Source organism: Nocardia sp. NPDC056541 (assembly GCF_042794235.1).
Classification (GTDB): Bacteria; Actinomycetota; Actinomycetes; order Mycobacteriales; family Mycobacteriaceae; genus Nocardia.
Map to the genome: position 1 here is coordinate 15,025 of NZ_JBHTUD010000009.1, position 15,866 is coordinate 30,890.

At 66.4% G+C, this 15,866-nt stretch carries 16 protein-coding genes and 1 pseudogene; 9 read left to right on the forward strand and 8 right to left on the reverse strand.

Features of this window, described 5'->3' with window-relative positions; translation table 11 throughout:
* Nucleotides 1–44 precede the first annotated feature (44 nt).
* Nucleotides 45–1,766: an amidohydrolase family protein gene (locus ACFQ9R_RS17135; protein WP_378991666.1), complete on the forward strand. Its 1,722-nt coding sequence runs from the start codon at nt 45–47 to the stop codon at nt 1,764–1,766.
* A gap of 105 nt (nt 1,767–1,871) precedes the next feature.
* On the opposite strand, the gene ACFQ9R_RS17140 is transcribed toward ACFQ9R_RS17135, so the two are convergent.
* A complete protein-coding gene (locus ACFQ9R_RS17140; RefSeq protein ID WP_378991667.1) occupies nt 1,872–2,351 on the reverse strand; it encodes a MarR family winged helix-turn-helix transcriptional regulator in 480 nt (159 codons plus the stop codon).
* A gap of 102 nt (nt 2,352–2,453) precedes the next feature.
* On the opposite strand from ACFQ9R_RS17140, the gene ACFQ9R_RS17145 reads away from it, so the two are divergent.
* Nucleotides 2,454–3,536, forward strand: a complete 1,083-nt coding sequence (locus ACFQ9R_RS17145; RefSeq protein ID WP_378991669.1) for an epoxide hydrolase family protein — start codon at nt 2,454–2,456, stop codon at nt 3,534–3,536.
* 6 nt (nt 3,537–3,542) lie between these two features.
* On the opposite strand, the gene ACFQ9R_RS17150 is transcribed toward ACFQ9R_RS17145, so the two are convergent.
* Together ACFQ9R_RS17150 and ACFQ9R_RS17155 are read right to left on the reverse strand one after the other, a co-directional pair.
* Nucleotides 3,543–4,052 (reverse strand): DoxX family protein, encoded by a 510-nt coding sequence (locus tag ACFQ9R_RS17150; RefSeq protein WP_378991670.1) that lies wholly within the window; start codon nt 4,050–4,052, stop codon nt 3,543–3,545.
* Nucleotides 4,049–4,936, reverse strand: coding sequence for a sterol desaturase family protein (locus ACFQ9R_RS17155; RefSeq protein WP_378992040.1), 888 nt, complete (start codon nt 4,934–4,936; stop codon nt 4,049–4,051). Before ACFQ9R_RS17155 ends, ACFQ9R_RS17150 begins: the two co-directional genes overlap by 4 nt.
* A 276-nt stretch (nt 4,937–5,212) precedes the next feature.
* On the opposite strand from ACFQ9R_RS17155, the gene ACFQ9R_RS17160 reads away from it, so the two are divergent.
* Both ACFQ9R_RS17160 and ACFQ9R_RS17165 read left to right on the forward strand, forming a co-directional pair.
* Nucleotides 5,213–5,731 carry a pyridoxamine 5'-phosphate oxidase family protein gene (locus tag ACFQ9R_RS17160; protein WP_378991671.1) on the forward strand — a complete coding sequence of 173 codons (519 nt, stop codon included), beginning with the start codon at nt 5,213–5,215 and terminating at the stop codon, nt 5,729–5,731.
* 115 nt (nt 5,732–5,846) lie between these two features.
* Entirely contained in the window at nt 5,847–6,491 is a 645-nt protein-coding gene (locus ACFQ9R_RS17165) for a hypothetical protein (RefSeq protein WP_378991672.1), read from the forward strand.
* A gap of 90 nt (nt 6,492–6,581) precedes the next feature.
* Here ACFQ9R_RS17165 and ACFQ9R_RS17170 read toward each other — a convergent pair whose 3' ends face one another.
* Nucleotides 6,582–7,202 (reverse strand): TetR/AcrR family transcriptional regulator, encoded by a 621-nt coding sequence (locus tag ACFQ9R_RS17170; RefSeq protein ID WP_378991673.1) that lies wholly within the window; start codon nt 7,200–7,202, stop codon nt 6,582–6,584.
* A 176-nt stretch (nt 7,203–7,378) separates the two neighbouring features.
* Here ACFQ9R_RS17170 and ACFQ9R_RS17175 point away from each other — a divergent pair, with 176 nt between their 5' ends.
* Nucleotides 7,379–7,987, forward strand: coding sequence for a CatB-related O-acetyltransferase (locus ACFQ9R_RS17175; protein ID WP_378992042.1), 609 nt, complete (start codon nt 7,379–7,381; stop codon nt 7,985–7,987).
* Between the two features lie 5 nt (nt 7,988–7,992).
* Nucleotides 7,993–9,165 carry a macrolide family glycosyltransferase gene (locus ACFQ9R_RS17180; RefSeq protein WP_378991675.1) on the forward strand — a complete coding sequence of 391 codons (1,173 nt, stop codon included), beginning with the start codon at nt 7,993–7,995 and terminating at the stop codon, nt 9,163–9,165.
* A gap of 1 nt (nt 9,166) precedes the next feature.
* Here ACFQ9R_RS17180 and ACFQ9R_RS17185 read toward each other — a convergent pair whose 3' ends face one another.
* Nucleotides 9,167–9,901 carry a ferritin-like domain-containing protein gene (locus tag ACFQ9R_RS17185; RefSeq protein ID WP_378991677.1) on the reverse strand — a complete coding sequence of 245 codons (735 nt, stop codon included), beginning with the start codon at nt 9,899–9,901 and terminating at the stop codon, nt 9,167–9,169.
* 186 nt (nt 9,902–10,087) lie between these two features.
* Nucleotides 10,088–10,369: a hypothetical protein gene (locus ACFQ9R_RS17190; RefSeq protein ID WP_378991678.1), complete on the reverse strand. Its 282-nt coding sequence runs from the start codon at nt 10,367–10,369 to the stop codon at nt 10,088–10,090.
* A gap of 375 nt (nt 10,370–10,744) precedes the next feature.
* Here ACFQ9R_RS17190 and ACFQ9R_RS17195 point away from each other — a divergent pair, with 375 nt between their 5' ends.
* Both ACFQ9R_RS17195 and ACFQ9R_RS17200 read left to right on the forward strand, forming a co-directional pair.
* Complete coding sequence (locus ACFQ9R_RS17195) at nt 10,745–12,196, forward strand: amidase (RefSeq protein ID WP_378991679.1); 1,452 nt, start codon at nt 10,745–10,747, stop codon at nt 12,194–12,196.
* A 121-nt stretch (nt 12,197–12,317) separates the two neighbouring features.
* On the forward strand, nt 12,318–12,662 hold the full coding sequence (locus ACFQ9R_RS17200; protein ID WP_378991680.1) for a DUF1330 domain-containing protein: 345 nt from the start codon (nt 12,318–12,320) through the stop codon (nt 12,660–12,662).
* Nucleotides 12,663–12,734: 72 nt separating this feature from the next.
* Here ACFQ9R_RS17200 and ACFQ9R_RS17205 read toward each other — a convergent pair.
* Nucleotides 12,735–13,261 (reverse strand): annotated as a pseudogene (locus ACFQ9R_RS17205) (MarR family winged helix-turn-helix transcriptional regulator).
* A 65-nt stretch (nt 13,262–13,326) separates the two neighbouring features.
* Here ACFQ9R_RS17205 and ACFQ9R_RS17210 point away from each other — a divergent pair.
* The gene (locus ACFQ9R_RS17210) at nt 13,327–14,796 is read left to right on the forward strand and encodes an FUSC family protein (RefSeq protein WP_378991682.1); all 1,470 of its coding nucleotides are present in this window, start codon (nt 13,327–13,329) and stop codon (nt 14,794–14,796) included.
* Nucleotides 14,797–14,973: 177 nt separating this feature from the next.
* On the opposite strand, the gene ACFQ9R_RS17215 is transcribed toward ACFQ9R_RS17210, so the two are convergent.
* On the reverse strand, nt 14,974–15,273 hold the full coding sequence (locus ACFQ9R_RS17215) for a hypothetical protein (protein WP_378991684.1): 300 nt from the start codon (nt 15,271–15,273) through the stop codon (nt 14,974–14,976).
* Nucleotides 15,274–15,866: the final 593 nt, after the last annotated feature.

The window sequence follows — 15,866 nt, forward strand, 5'->3', positions numbered from 1 at the left end:
GCCAGTATCGAAATTTCAATACTCGCCAGTATCGAGGGGTTCTGATGTCGCACTATTCGCTCGTCATCCGCAACGGCACCGTGTTCGACGGTGCGGGGTCGGCACCCGTTCGCACTGATATCGGCGTGCGTGAAGGCAAGATCGTCGCGCTCGGGACCATCGAGTCGGCGACTGCCGAGCGCGAGATCGACGCCACCGGCAAATGGGTGATCCCCGGCATGCTCGATGTACACACCCACTACGACGCCGAGGTCCTGGGATCGCCGGGCCTGGGTGAGAGCGTGCGGCACGGAGTCACCTCGGTCGTGCTCGGCAATTGTTCGCTCTCGACTGTCTATGCCGACGCCGACGACTGCGCCGACCTGTTCGCCCGCGTCGAGGCATTGCCCTGGGACGCAGTGCATTCCGCGGTCAAGGAGCACAAGACCTGGACCGATCCCCAGTCCTACGTCGATGCCATCAACGCACTACCGCTCGGTTGCAATATCGCCGGATTTCTCGGGCACTCCGACATCCGTGCCGCGGTCATGGGTTTGGATCGCGCGACCTCGCCGGGTGTCGTCCCCACCGACGCCGAGCTGGCGCGGATGAAAGCCATGCTGACCGCCGCCCTCGATGCCGGATTCGTCGGTCTTTCCACGATCCGCAGCTCGTTCTCCAAGCTGGAGGGGACCCGCTGGCCGGCACGGTTGCTGCCCTCGACCTATGCCAGTTGGCGCGAATTCGGTGCGCTCAACGCGCTGCTGCGCGCGCGTGGCCGGATCCATCAGAGCACACCCAATCTCGCCAAACGCTCGGAGATGGCGCGCTACTTCGCCCAGAGCATGGGCCGAAAGCGCAAGCCGCTCAAGACCACCATCATCAGTGCCGCCGACGTCAAGGCCGACCGCACCGTGGTACGCATGGCGATCGCCGCGGCGAAGATCGTCAACACACTCGGCGGTGACGGGTTCCGCTGGCAGCACCTACCGGTCCCGTTCGAGGTCTATGCCGACGGTATCGACGTGGTCGTATTCGAGGAATTCGGTTCCGGTGCGGCGGCGTTGAACATTCGTGAGGTCATCGCCCGCGGCGAACTGCTGGACGATGAAACCTTCCGAGAGCGCTTCCGCGAGGAGATGACGGCGAGCGGCTTCAAGGTATGGCATCGCGACCTGCACGACGCCGAGATCGTGGCCTGCCCGGACGCCTCGGTGGTGGGAAAGTCGTTCGGTTCGGTCGCGGTCGAGCGGGGCGTCTCCCCGGTCGACGCGCTGCTGGATCTGGCGGTGGCCTACGGTACGGACCTGCGCTGGCGCACCACCATCGCCAATGACCGCGACGATGTGCTCGATCGACTCCAGCAATCGGCCCAAGTGCAGGTCGGGTTCGCTGATTCCGGCGCCCACCTGCGCAATATGGCCTTCTACAACTTCGGGGTCCGGATGCTCGAGCGGGTACACACCCGCAAATTCATGCCCCTCGAGGCCGCGGTGCATCGCCTCACCGGCGAGTTGGCCGATTGGTACGGGCTCGACGCCGGACACCTGACCCTCGGGTCGCGCGCCGATATCGCGATCATCGACCCTGCCGGCTTCGACGGTTCCAGTGCCGCCTACGCCGAATCGCCCATGCCCGGCCTCGATGGGGTCGACCGCATGGTCAACCGCAACGACCGCGCCGTCGCGGCCACGATCGTGGCCGGGCACGTGCTCTACGAATACGGTGTTTTCGCCGAAGGATTCGGCACCAGGGTGCACGCCGGGCAGTTCCTGCAAGCCAGGTAATCGCTCAGCGCGGCCTGCTCGGCTGTCCGCACCGAACGAGGCGCAACCAGTGCTGTCGCTCGACCGACACTGCGCGTGTGTCCATCATTGGTGTGCCGTGGTCATTCAGTGCGGCGGCTGGTCCGAGTTCCCGGTTTGTTGATCGTGGTGGTCCAGCAGCTTCGAGAGCAGCTCGGTCAGTTGGTCTCGCTCGCCGGGGGAGAGCGGGTCGAGGAGTTCTTCTTGGCTGTGGGCGAGTTGTTTTTCCAGGCGGCGGAGTTGGCGTTTGCCCGGGGTGGTGAGAGTGATGACGTTGCGGCGGCGGTCGGTGGGGTCGGGGGTGCGGTCGACGAGGTCGAGTTCGGCGAGTTCGTTGATGGTGGCGACCATGTCGCTGACGTGGATGCCGCTGCGGCGACCGAGGGTGGCTTGGCTGGCTGGACCGAATTCGTCGAGGGTGGCCAGGATCCGGTAGTGGTAGCCGCGAGCGTCGGCGGCCGCGAAACCATCGCTGACCAGGCGGTGGGCGTGGTTCGCTGTTTGGGTGAGTAGCCAGGTGGGCAGGCTTTTCCACCTGGCTGGGGTCGGCTCGGGTGGGTGTTGCATGTGACAACTCTAACAAATCGTTTGTGTGACCAACGATCGCGATATCGTTGGTCACACAAACATTAGTCACCCGAACGTTGGGTAGACGAAGGAGTTGAGACCATGATCGAGCCGTTCCGCGTCGACATCCCCCAGGCTGATATCGACGACCTCAACGACCGCCTCGCCCGCACCCGCTGGCCCAACGAGCTCGCCGATGCCGGCTGGGACTACGGCTTCCCGCTGGCGCGGCTGAAGGAACTCGCCGAATACTGGCGCACCGGCTACGACTGGCGAGCGCACGAGGCGAGACTCAACGAATTCGCGCACTTCACCACCGAAATCGACGGCCAGAACATCCATTTCGTCCATGTCCGCTCGCCGAAGCCGGACGCGCTCGCCCTGATCCTCACCCACGGCTGGCCCGGCTCGTTCCTGGAATTCCTCGACGTGATCGAGCCACTGTCGCGCGACTTCCACCTGGTGATCCCGTCCATTCCGGGCTACGGCTTCTCCGGGCCGACCCACGAGCGCGGCTGGGACATCGCCCGGGTGGCGCGCGCGTGGGCCGAGTTGATGCGGCGGCTCGGCTACGAGCGTTACGGCGCGCAGGGTGGCGACTTCGGCTCGGGTATCTCCCAGTCGCTCGCAGCGGTGGCGCCGGACACCGTTGTCGGCGTCCATGTGAACTACCTGCCGACGCGGCCGAACCCGGATGTCGAACTCTCCGACGCCGACGAAGCGCGACTTGGCACGATCAAACAGCTGATGGCGAATCGACCGCCCTACCAGGCGCTCCAGGCCGCCACCCCGCAGACCATCGGCTACGCGCTCACCGACTCGCCCGTCGGCCAACTCGCCTGGATCGCCGAACGTTTCGCGCAATGGACAGATCCACGCTCACCGATCAGCGACGACCGGATGCTCACCGATATCTCCCTGTACTGGCTCACCGCCACCGCGGCATCCTCGGCACGGCTACACCGCGAATCGGCGAGGGGGAGCGCGCCGTGCCCGGTGCCTCTGGGCGTCGCCGTCTTCGCCCATGACATCACCCAGTCGGTGCGCCCGCTGGCCGAGCAGCTCTACGACATCAGGCACTGGTCGGAATTCGACCGAGGCGGTCACTTCGCCGCGATGGAGGTTCCCGACCTGCTCGCCGCCGATATCCGAGAGTTCTTCCTGAACAGCATCAAGGAGGGCTGACCTCGCTCAGCGGCTGTCGCGCGGTGTGGGCCGCCAGAACACACCGAGCAGCAGCGTCGCAGAGACGACGCCGAGCACGACCGAGATCATCAGCGGTGCTGTGCCGTCCATCGCGATGCCGACCAGATGATCAACCGACCAGCGACCCGGCCCGAGAATGGCAATGACCACGGCAGTCGCGGCGAGGACGGCGGTGTACTCCCAGCCCTGGCCGGGTCGGAAGATGAAGAACCCGTTGTCTCGGTGCGCGGTGACCAAGGCGACCATCATGATCGAGACAACCGCGGCCGCGGCGAAAGGCGTGAGCAGCCCGACGATGAGCAGCAGGCCGGCCACGATCTCGGTCACCGTGGCGAGCACCGCGTGCACCATCCCTGGACGCAGACCCATCGAGGCGAACCAGCCCGCCGTGCCGGTCAGCTTGCCGTCACCCCAGGCGTGATTGATGCCGTGAGCGAGGACGACGGTGCCGAGGGTGAGCCGGAGAACGAGGGCCGCGGCGTCGACGGAATTCATGCCGCCTGCTTCTTCGCGACACCCACCACGGGTTCCCGCACAGCCGGTTGCCACCCGGGCGGCGCGAAGACGTAGCCGAGCCGGTCACGCCACCGGCTCGCGCGGCGAACGTCGCGGACGATGTTGGCGTACTCGTGGTACTGCAGGCGCAGCACGTTGTAGGTGCCGACCGGGGTGGTGAGACCGTAGGTGGGAGTGTGCAGTTCCGCCTGGAAGGTGCCGAACATGCGGTCCCAGATGATCAGGATGCCGCCGTAGTTGCGGTCCAGGTATTCGGGGTCGCTGCCGTGATGGACGCGATGGTGGGACGGGGTGTTGAACACGAATTCGAGCGGGCGCCACATCTTGTCGATCGTCTCGGTGTGGGTGAAGAACTGGTATATCAGGTTGAAGGCGAAGGCCACATAGATCGTCCACGGTGCGAAGCCCAGCAGGGGTAGCGGCGCCCAGAAGATCGCCTCCGACCAGGGGTTCCACTTCTGTCGCAGGGCGGTGCCGAGGTTGAAGTACTCACTCGAGTGATGTGCCTGATGTGCGGCCCAGCCGATGCGGACACGGTGGGAGAACCGGTGATTGCAGTACCAGGCGATATCGACGACCACCAGCAACAGCGGCCAGTACCACCAGGAGCCGGTGGGCAACTTCCACGGCGCCAGCTCGGCGTAGAGGATCACGAACACGAACAGCGTCGCGAGCTTGAACAGTGCCATCGCGCCCATCGCACCGAAACCCATCGTGATGCTGGTGCGCGAGTCGATGGGCGAGTAGGCCCGCGGTGTGTCCTCGGCGTCCGCGTGGCGCAGACTCAGCGCTTCGATGGCGATGAAGACGAGAAAGAACGGAACTGCGTAGATCAAAGGGTTGTTGATGTGGTCCCAGAACACGGACAGCAAGCCGACTCCTCCTATTGACGTATGAGTAATTTACAAAATAGTAAATTCACTGTCAACGCCTGTCCAACGGTCGCCTCGCCGCCGCTGTCAGGAGCTGGACCTCGACCGACTCCCCGACGCGAAGACGTTGATGCACGCCCTCGCCGGGCAATGTCGATCTGCCTGTCGGGCGGCGAAGATCGGACGGAAACCTGACACAAGATGTCAAGGTTGTGGTCGAGGATGGGAATCGTCCGTTGCCGCACCATCCACAGATAAGGGACCGCCTTGCGTGAAACTCCAGAAGATCTCGCAGCACTTCAGGCGCTTCTCGACGCCTCGCTCACCAGCGCCACATCCCACTTGCGATCGATCATCGACGCCGAGAACACGCTGACCGCAGCGGAACTCACCCAGACCCTCACCGGCATGTGCACCCTCGCGCTGTCCACCGTGACGGCGAAGGGTGAACCTCGGATCAGCGCGGTAGACGGACATTTCCTGCACGGACACTGGCACTTCGGCACGGCGCGCACTGCCGCGAAGGCGCGCCACCTCGCGGCCAGGCCCGCTGCCAGCGTCGCGCACTTGCGCGGTGAGAACTTGGGCGTGTTCACCCACGGCACGGTCGAGATCCTCAACCCGCTGGGCGGCGAGCCCGGCACGGGCTGGCCGGAACTGCTGGCGTACTTCCAGGACTTCTACGGCGGCGACGCCTTCGACTGGGACAACGAGGTGGTCTACTACCGCCTGCGTCCACACTGGATGACGGTCTACGCGCCCGATGTCGCGAGGCTCGCTCCCTGATCATCTGTGCACAGGCGAAAACTCGCGCTTGCGCTATACGTATACATCTACTTATAGTGAGAGCACGCAATGTACGTATACATCTACGTACAACCTTCGTAGCCTAGGAGTACAGATGCCTACTTTCCAGACGCCGCAGCCGGTCGCCGTCGCCGTCGATGTGCCCTGTGGTGACGTCACCGTGGTTGCCTCCGATCGCGCCGACACTGTGGTCGAGGTCCGCCCGGTCGATACCGCCAGCAAGGCTGATGTCCGTGCCGCCGAACAGCTTCGGGTCGAGTTCGCCGACGGCACGCTCACGGTCGAGGCTCCGAAGAAATGGAAGTCCTTCACCCCGTTCGGTGGCAACCCGTCGGTCTCGGTGACCGTCGAGGTGCCGATCGGCTCCGCTCTCGACGCGACCCTCGCGATGGGTCGACTGGTGAGCGTCGGTGAATTCGACCGGTGCGATCTCGAAGTGTCCGCCGGTGACATCGTGGTCGAACGCCCGAGCGGTTCGGTCAGCGCGAAGACCGCCAAGGGCAACATCCGCGTCGACGAGGCCGCGCGAGGGGTGCTGCGACTGGAGACGTCGATGGGCGATCTCGAGGTCGGCATCCGGCCGGGTAGCGCGGCGCGGCTGGAGGTCAACGCCCTGCACGGCAGTGTGCAGAACCGGATGGAACCCGTCGATCAGTCGACGGGGAACGGAGAGGCCGTTCAGGTCTTCGCGCGCAACCTGTACGGCAACGTCACCGTCGGCCACGGAACCCTCGTATAGACCGAGGGTCTCGAAGCTGGTGCGCACGTAGCCGTTCGCGTGCCGCCTCGCCGTCCTCGCAGTGACCGCGTCCCCGATCGGTGGGAGGGGTCATCGGGTGAATGCGCCCGCATCTGCTGCGAGGGCGGCGCTGGTCGCCGCGAGGTCGGGCAGATGAGGACCGGGTGGGGTACGTAACAGGACCAGGTGGTGGTAGATCGGTGCGGTCGCGGCGATCAGGAGGGCTCGTGCGTCGACCTCGGAGGGCAGCTCGCCGCGACCGATCGCGCGCTCGACGATGATCTCGGACTGGGTGTAGCGGTCATCCCAGAGGCGACGCAGTGCTCGGGCGGCTTCCTCGGATCGGAACGAGGCGGCGATCAGCGCCATCGCGAGCGAGGGCACCTCGGTGAACGAATCCTGGATCTCGTGGTTGAGTGCGGCGAGGTCACCGCGTAGGGAGCCGGTGTCGCGGGGGTGCCATTGCCGGCCGCCCGCCGCGTCGAAGAGGTCGGCGAGCAGGCCGCCGACGTCGTGCCAGCGGCGATACACCGTGGCGCGGTGGACGTTCGCGCGGGCCGCGACCACGTCCATGCTGAGCGCGTCGTAGCCGTGTTCGGCCAGCTCGGCGGTGACGGCGTCGAGCACTTGGGTTCGGATGCGGGCGGTTCGGCCACCGGGACGCGAGCGTGCCGGGGACGGGGGTTCGGAAGCATCCGATGCGGATCTCATTGTCGGCAATCCGATCGCTTGACGGGACAGTACTACCGTCGTAGCTTAGTGCGACAGTTGTCGTATTAGGAAGCCGTAGGTGTTCGGCCTCCACCGGATAGCCCACGCGCCGAAGGAGTTCCGCTGTGCAGCACGATCACTCGCCTGTTCCCGCCGACCCGACCGTGCTGCACCCCATGCCCGAGCAGCCGCGAGTCGTACTGTTGAAGCCGCTGATCACCTCACCGCTCATCGAAGTCGGCGAGTACTCCTACTACGACGATCCCGACGACCCGACCGCCTTCGAAACCCGCAACGTCCTCTACCACTACGGCCCGGAGAAACTGATCATCGGGAAGTTCTGCGCCCTGGGCACCGGAACGCGGTTCATCATGAACGGGGCCAACCACCGCATGGACGGCCCGTCGACCTTCCCGTTTCCCACCATGGGCGGTTCCTGGTCGGACCACTTCGACCTGCTCACCGGCCTGCCGGGGCGAGGCGACACCGTCGTGGGCAACGACGTCTGGTTCGGCAACGGCGCGACGGTGATGCCCGGCGTGCGGATCGGCCACGGCGCCATCATCAGCACCGGCTCCGTCGTCACCGGCGACGTCCCCGACTACGGCATCGTCGGCGGAAATCCCGCCCGCCTCATCCGCACCCGCTTCGGCGACCGCGACATCGCCCGCCTGCTGGCAGTCGCGTGGTGGGACTGGCCCGCCGAGCACATCACCACACACGTGCCGACGATCATGTCCGGCAGCATCGACGACCTCGAAGCCGCCGCCGAATCCTCGAAGTGAGCGAAATGCCTTCTCGTCCAGCCCATATCGCGATGATCGGCATCCCCATCGTCAGCCATGTCCTGCCGAGCCTGGAAGTGATCCGTGAGCTGGTGGCTCGGGGCCATCGCGTCACCTACGCCAACGACCCGGCCGTCGCGGACCTGATCACCGAAGCCGGCGCCGAGCTGATCGCGTGCACCTCGATGCTGCCGGTGGCCGACAACACCTGGCCCGAAGACCCTGTCGCGGTGATGAACCTGTTCCTCGACAATGCCCAGCTCGCGCTGCCTCAGCTACGCGCGGCCTACGACCACGACCCCGCAGATCTCTATCTCTACGACATCGGCGCCTACGCCGGCCGCGCCCTCGCCGAAACCCAACACCGCCACATGATCCAGCTCTCGCCCACTTTCGTGGCGTGGAAGGGCTACGAAAACGAAGTCGCTGCACCGTTGCGGCAGCTGCCGGGCGCCGACGACTACCAGGCGAGATTCACACGCTGGCTCGCCGACTGCGGTGCCGCGACCACCGATGTCGACGACTTCTCCGGCGTGCCCGACCAGGCGCTGGCGCTGATTCCCCGAGCGATGCAACCGCACGCCGACCGAGTCGATTCCGGCACAGTGACTTTCGTCGGCCCCTGCTTCGACACCCGCCCGTCAGCGGGCTGGGACCGCCCCGCCCACGCCGAGAAGGTCCTGCTGATCTCCCTGGGCTCGGCATACACCCGCCGACCCGAGTTCTACCGCCAGTGCCTCCAAGCCTTCGGCGGCCTCCCCGGCTGGCACGTCGTTCTGCAGATCGGCAAACACACCGACCCGAGCGAGCTCGGCGACATCGCCGCCAATGTCGAAGTGCACTCCTGGGTTCCCCAGCGGGCGATCCTGGAACGCGCGGACGCCTCCGTCACCCACGCCGGCATGGGCGGCTGCGGCGAGGGACTGCTGGCGGGTGTCCCGATGATCGCCGTGCCCCAGGGCGCCGAGCAGTTCATGAACGCGGACCGGCTCGTGGAACTGGGCGTTGCGCGCCGCATCGACACCGCGGACGCCACCGCCGCGAACCTCCGCCAGGCTCTGCACGACATGGTCACAGATCCGGACGTCGCTCGCCGCTGCGCTCGGCTGCGCGCCGACACACACGCCGAAGGCGGGACGATGCGCGCGGCCGACCTGATCGAAAAGCTGCTGGGCTGAATCAGGTCCAGACGTAGCGTTGCGGATCCATGCGTCGCCATGCTCGGTTCATCGTGGTGTAGGCGGCCCGGCGGTAGTGCGTCCATGTGTACCCGCCGGCGCGCAGCGCGCGATGGTGACCGACCCACACCAGGAGCATCACTGCGAGGAACAGGACACGGTGGACAAGCATGGTGCAGCGGTAGCGGGTGCGGGAGCGGTTGTGCAGCAGCACCGCGAGTCGCTCACATTGCAACCGCACATGGGGCACTTCGTCGGCGAGGATCTGGGCGCAGACCGCACGCAGGACCGGTGAGTCGGTAGCCCGACGGATCGCGTTGTAATAGACCATCGCCAGAACTTCGACCATGACCACGGGGGTGGTCCAGACCTCGATGTCGGTGATGCTGTACCGAAGTCTGCGAAAGAGTGTGTCGCCCCAATCAGCGTGTCGCCGTGGGATGCCCGCATCGTCCAAGATCCGGCCCAGCAGCGCGCCGTGGCGTTGCTCCTCACGGATGAACAGGTCGATGACATCGCGATACGCGGGATCGTCGGTGGCAGTGGCAAATCGGTCAGCGGACGCCGCCAGATGCTGTCCATCCGATGTTTCGCCGAGCTGCCAGGCCTGCAGCGACCGGCGAAGGGGCGCCATCTCGGCGGGAGATGCCCCGACCCCGTTCGATTGCCACGGAATCTCACGCTGCCGGAGCGCATTCTGCTGGAAGTAGGCGAGCCATTCCTCGGTGGAACGCACTCTTCGCCCACCTGCCCCATGACCGATCGCTGATGTCGCGCTTTTCGATTCCCGCACAGCTTCCCCCTCTGCTCGCCTCCAGTCGTACCCGAAGCGGGAGTCGGCCGCCAGCGGACTCTGTACGAGACCGACGCCGAGTCACCAGCAGGACAGCGTCCCGGTGACTCGGCGTCGGTGTTCGTCTGGCTACTTCCAGGACGGCAAGCAGCCGGCCGCACGCAGGCGGGAGGCGAAGCCGGTGTCGACGCTGCTGCTCGATCCGGTGGCCGAGCCCGTCGTAGCTCCGGTGAACGCGGCGGCGAGTTCGCCACCGAGCCCGGCGCCGATGGAGCACCCGAGCAGATTGAGGTCGATGGTGATGATCTCGTTGGGCTCCGCGGGGTTGTCGACGGCATTGGCCGGCCCGGCGAGGCAGGCGATGGTGGCGGCGACGGCTACCGCGACGGCACCGGCTGTGACAGAACGCATTTTTCTCCTGGCAGTTGATTCGGCGAGATTCCGGTGCCGATCAGTCGGCGGACGACCGTCGGCACCGCGGCAGCGCGGTCCATCCGTTGAGGGCGGGGCGACTGCCCTGAACGAACTACCCAGGACACCCACTGTCGAAAACCTCGATCGTCGAGATGCGCAGTGAGACATCCCTCGCGTTGTGCGCAGCGGTATTTCGTGGCCGACGTGCGCCTGTGCCCCGTGGCGTCGGCGCTGTGAACTGGGATGATTCTCTGTCGACGGCACAACCTGGACGTGAATTCCGCAGTGCGGGTGAACCGTTGGTCATATCTGGCGGACAGGGGCGCGCGCAGCGAGAGCGAGAGCCCACGGCAGCTCGGTACGGTCGGATTCATGGAGTGGAGCTTTCAATCGGCCGAACAACTCGTCTCCGCGCTGCGGGCGGGTGCGGTGTCATCGGTGGAACTGACCGAGGAGGCAATCGGCCGCATCGAGCGTGACGACACGGCGATCAATGCGATCTGTGTGCGTGATTTCGACCGTGCGAGGCAGGCCGCACACCGTGCCGACCAGGCACGCGCCCGCGGTGCCGACAGCGCACTGCTCGGAATTCCGGTGACGGTCAAAGAGTCCTACAACATCGCCGGGCTTCCCACGACCTGGGGCATGCCGCAATTCGCGAACTACTCTCCGCCCGCGGACGCGGTGCAGGTGTCGCGGCTCGCCGCTGCGGGCGCGGTGGTGCTCGGCAAGACCAATGTGCCGCTGGGACTGCAGGACGTGCAGAGCTTCAACGAGATCTACGGCACCACCAACAACCCGTGGGATCACGCTCGCACCCCCGGTGGATCCTCCGGCGGGTCCGCGGCGGCATTGGCGTCCGGATTCGGTGCGCTGTCCATCGGGTCCGACATCGGCGGTTCTCTGCGCACCCCCGCGCATTTCTGCGGCGTCTACGCACACAAGCCGACACTCGGGCTGGCCGCGAGCCGCGGCATGGTCGCACCGCCCGCGACGGCATTGCCGACCGATCTCGACCTCGCGGTTGTCGGTCCGATGGCGCGTACGGCTCGCGACCTCACCCTGCTCCTCGACGTCATGGCGGGACCGGACCCGCTGACGAACGGTGTGGCATACGACCTGGCACTACCGCCTTCGCGCCATGAGCGACTCGCCGACTTCCGTGTCCTGATCCTCGACGAGCATCCGCTCATCCCGACCGGATCCGCGGTGCGCGCAGGTGTGAACCGGGTGGCCGACGCGCTGGTCGACAGTGGCGCCCGCGTGGCACGACACAGTTCCCTGCTGCCGGATCTCGCCGAAGCCGCGACGGTCTACATGCAGTTGCTGTTCGCCGGCGCGGGCGCACGTTTTCCCGTCGACGCCTACGAGCAACTACGGACCCGAGTCGCACAGCTGAGCGTCGACGATCGCAGTCTCGTCGCGGTGCGCCAACGCGCGCTGGTGTTCAGCCACCGCGACTGGCTCGAAGCGAACAACAGTCGCGAACTCCACCGCGCCGGCTGGCGGCGACTGTTCACCGAATTCGATGCCGTCGTGTGCCCGATCACGCCCACGCCCGCGTTCGCCCACGATCACGACCCCGACCTGGTGGGCCGCCGGCTCGACATCGACGGTGCGGATCACCCGTATCTCGACCAGCTTGTCTGGGCCGGTGTTGCCACGATGCCCGGCTTGCCCGCCACCGCCATCCCGGCGGGACGCTCACCCGAGGGCCTACCGGTCGGGGTGCAGCTGATCGGCCCGCAGTTCGAGGACCGCACCCCACTGCGGCTTGCCGAACTGCTCGAACAGAAGATCGGCGGCTTCCAGGCGCCGCAGTAGAGCCGTGGTGGCTGTCTCCTCAGTACCTATAGACGACAGATTCCGGATCGCTGTCGGCCACCTAACTTGGTGACGACAACGCGATTTCGAGCATCGAGCCGCAACGGAGCCGAGGAGAATCATGACCGCCTACGCCATCGCCAGATTGCAGGACGCCCCGCTGCACGCGGACATCGCCGACTACATCGAGCGCATTCCCGCCACCTTCGAGCCGTACGGAGGCCGCTTTCTCGTGCACGTGACACCACACGAAGTGAAGGAAGGCAGCTGGAGCGGGGGCATCGTGATGATCGGCTTCCCGGGGATCGACCAGGCGCGCGCCTGGTGGGACTCACCGGCGTACCAGGAGATCGCGCCGTTGCGCTCGCGGCACATCGAGGGCGACATCATCCTGGTCGGCGGGGTCGCCGAGGACTATGACCCCGCCGCCACCGCCGAGGCCATGCGTGCCGCGCTGAGCGGCTGAGGTCCGAGCAGTCCCGGTGTGATCACCCTCCGACGCGGTGCGCAGCTGTGACGGCCAAGCCGCCGGGAAGGCTCATGATCCGGGGGCCGGCCAGGCGGCCGCGTCGGTGTTGCGCGATACCCGGCGGAGCAGGGTCGCGAGCGTCTGCCGCTCCTGCTCATCGAGTCCCTCCAGCAGCCGATGGTCGCGTGCTACGCGGCTGGGCAGTTCGGTGTCGACGAGATCGCGCCCGGCCGCGGTCAGCTGCAGCAGCACCACCCGGCCGTCGCGCTCGAACGGCAGCCGTTCGACCAGTCCGATCTTGGTCAGCCGGTCGGCGTGCTTGGTGGTCGAAGCGCCGCTGGTCATGGTCCTCGCGGTCACCTCGCTGGCGCGCAGTGGGCGGCCGGCGCGGGCCAGGGCGCACAGGATGTCGAATTCGCCGCGGTTGACGCCACTCGGCGCGAGTGCCCGGTCGAGCTGGTGCAGCGCCAGCGAACTGATCCGGTTGATCCGCCCGATCACCTCGATCGTGGAGGTGTCCACCTCGGGATAGGTCTCGGCCCATTCGGCTCGAACGCCGTCGACGAAGTCGGGGGAGGTGTCGGCCATGTACTCATCCTAGCGATCGGTCTCACACTATTTCAGATATACTTTACTAGTAAAATACATTTAGGATGGCAGCGTGCCTGCCGCGACTTCCGACCTACACAACCCGCCCACCGCCACCCGGCTGCGGCACTCCCGTGGCGCGTTGGCGCACTCGATCTCCGCGTCCACCTGGCGGCGTGCGTTCGAGGTTCGGCCTGCCGACGCGACCGTGGCGGCCTCGTTGCGCGTCGGCGTTGCCGCAGCGCTGGTCTTCGTCGGCTGTGGTCTGTTCGATTTGCGGCAGTACGTCGGCTTCGCGGTACTCGGTGCACTGGCCTCCGCTTTCGCGCGGCACGAGCCGATGGTTCGGGTCGCTGCCAAGGTGACGCTCGTCGGTGTGCTGGTTGTCGCTTTCGTCGCAGGAGGTGGGCTGCTCGCCCTCGCGCACGTGCCGATGTGGGCCGAGGTCGCGTTGATGTCGGTCGGTGCCGCGGTTGCGGCGATGTCGGTATCGGCATTCCGGATCACCGGTCCCGGCCCGGTGATTCTCGTCTTCGCGGCCACCGCGGCGATCGGATACGTGAGTGCCCCCGGCGATGTCGTCCGCGTGTGCTCGGTCGCGGCGATCGGCGCCGCGGTGGGACTGCTCGCGCAGACGGCGCCACTGCTGGTGCTACCCCTGGGGCCCGCCCGGCTGGCCGTCGCCCGGGCGCTCTCGACTGTCGCCGCGCTCGATCGCGGTGGGTCCGTCGAACCGGCCCGCGTCGCGATCGCGCACGCGCGGGAGAAGGTGGCGCTCAGCGGTGTTCGGGGCGGAGATGCCAGACACCACCGTGACCTGATCACCTTGCTCGACGAGGCGGAAGCCGCGGTCGACGACTGGACAGCGGGGGACCGAACGCGACTGCTCGACGTGGTCGGGCACGAGGCAGAACTGCGCAAGATCAAGCGGCGCAGCATCATTTTCGACCGTGGCGCCGAAGTCGGGGCGTCCGCGCTGCCGCGTCCCGAGGGGTTTTTGGCGACGGGCCTGTCCGGACTGCGCTCACGCGCGGTCCTCGGCAACGCGGCGCGCATCGCGCTCGCCTCGGCCTGCGCGGGGTGGTTCGCGGCGGCCGCCGGGCTCACCCATCCGCTGTGGGCGTCGATGGGTGCGATGGCCGCGATGCAGGGTGTCTCGTACGCGATGACCGTGCAGCGCGGCATCCAGCGACTGCTCGGCAATGTCGGCGGCGCGGTCATCGGGGCGCTGCTGATCGCGGCGGGCCTGGGGTATTGGGCGACGGCCGTGGTGATTGTGGTGTTCCAGGTGAGCGCCGAAGTGATGGCCGCACGCAGCTACGCGCTCACCTCACTGGCGGTCACGCCGATGGCGTTGCTGATGGTCGGCCTCGGGGTGCACCTCTCGCCCGAGATCGGCGTCAGCCGGATCGTGGACACCCTGATCGGCGTCACGGTCGGCGTCGTCATCGCGGCCGTGACGATCAGCCGCTCGGATCTGCAGCATCTCCACACCACCTCGGCCATCGACACGAGGCAAGGCGCCACCCGCGTTCGTCCGTGAGATCGGCGCGGTGAGGACAGCGCGGGCGACGGCCCGAGTGCTCCGTTCCGGCAACGCGAGATCGGAGGTGAGCAGCCCGCTGCCGGACACCGGCTCCGATCAACCAAGCGATCGACGGTGGTCGCCCCGAGTCGCTGCGGTGTAGGCGGCGGCAAGCATCACGACGCATCCGAATAGTCAAAGCTGCGCGGGGTTCTCATCGAGGAAGAGCGCCGCCGACTCCAGCGCGCCGACCGGGACCAGCATGAGGACGGCGGCATTCACTGTGCTGCTCAGCCCGTCAGCGGCGAACAGTACCCCGGCTATCGCCGCGACCATGACCGGCCGCCGAGACAGTGGACCGTCCGACGACGTTCCCTGCGCGAGCAGCCACAGTGCGGGCACGGCCAGCGCACATCGAAAGAAGATGGCAGTCACGGGGGAGACCGCTGCCAGTGCGATGAACACGCCCGAGGTGGCGATCCCGAGCGAACCCATCACCACAACAGGCGCGGTCGTCTCCCGCCCAGGGGCGTCCTGAGCTTCGAAACCGTGTGATGCCTTGGGCCGCGGACCATCGGGTGACGCTATGTCGACTGGCAAGGGTGAGCATCTGATTTCCAGGGCCACGGGTTTCGTGCAGTCGCTGAATCGGCCGCGAGCTCACAGTGAATCGGTCATTGGTACGCCCGTACAGGCGAGCACAGTTTTTCATGAGTTCCGTAGCTATTTCGTTTCGTTGTCTTCGACCAAACGTAAACGTAAATCATTCAAGGTCATTCGAAACGATCTCAGATCCTGACCACCGATAATGTTCACTTATCGGAGGTCAGACTGGGAATGGCCGGATCCGACTCGCGAAGGGGCGACACGGATTTCGTTTCGTGTAATACGTAACTTATTGACGAAACCAACGCTACGATTCACCCGTGTCGAGCGTATGCAACTATCCGGGCTGTGCCCGTCCCATTACCCGCGCCGGTGGGCCGGGTCGTCCCTCCGAGTACTGCGATCACCCCGACCACACGCGGTGGCGGGCGTGGCGGGAAAGGCAACGGCAGCAACAGGAGTCCGAGAGTGCGGCCCCTACC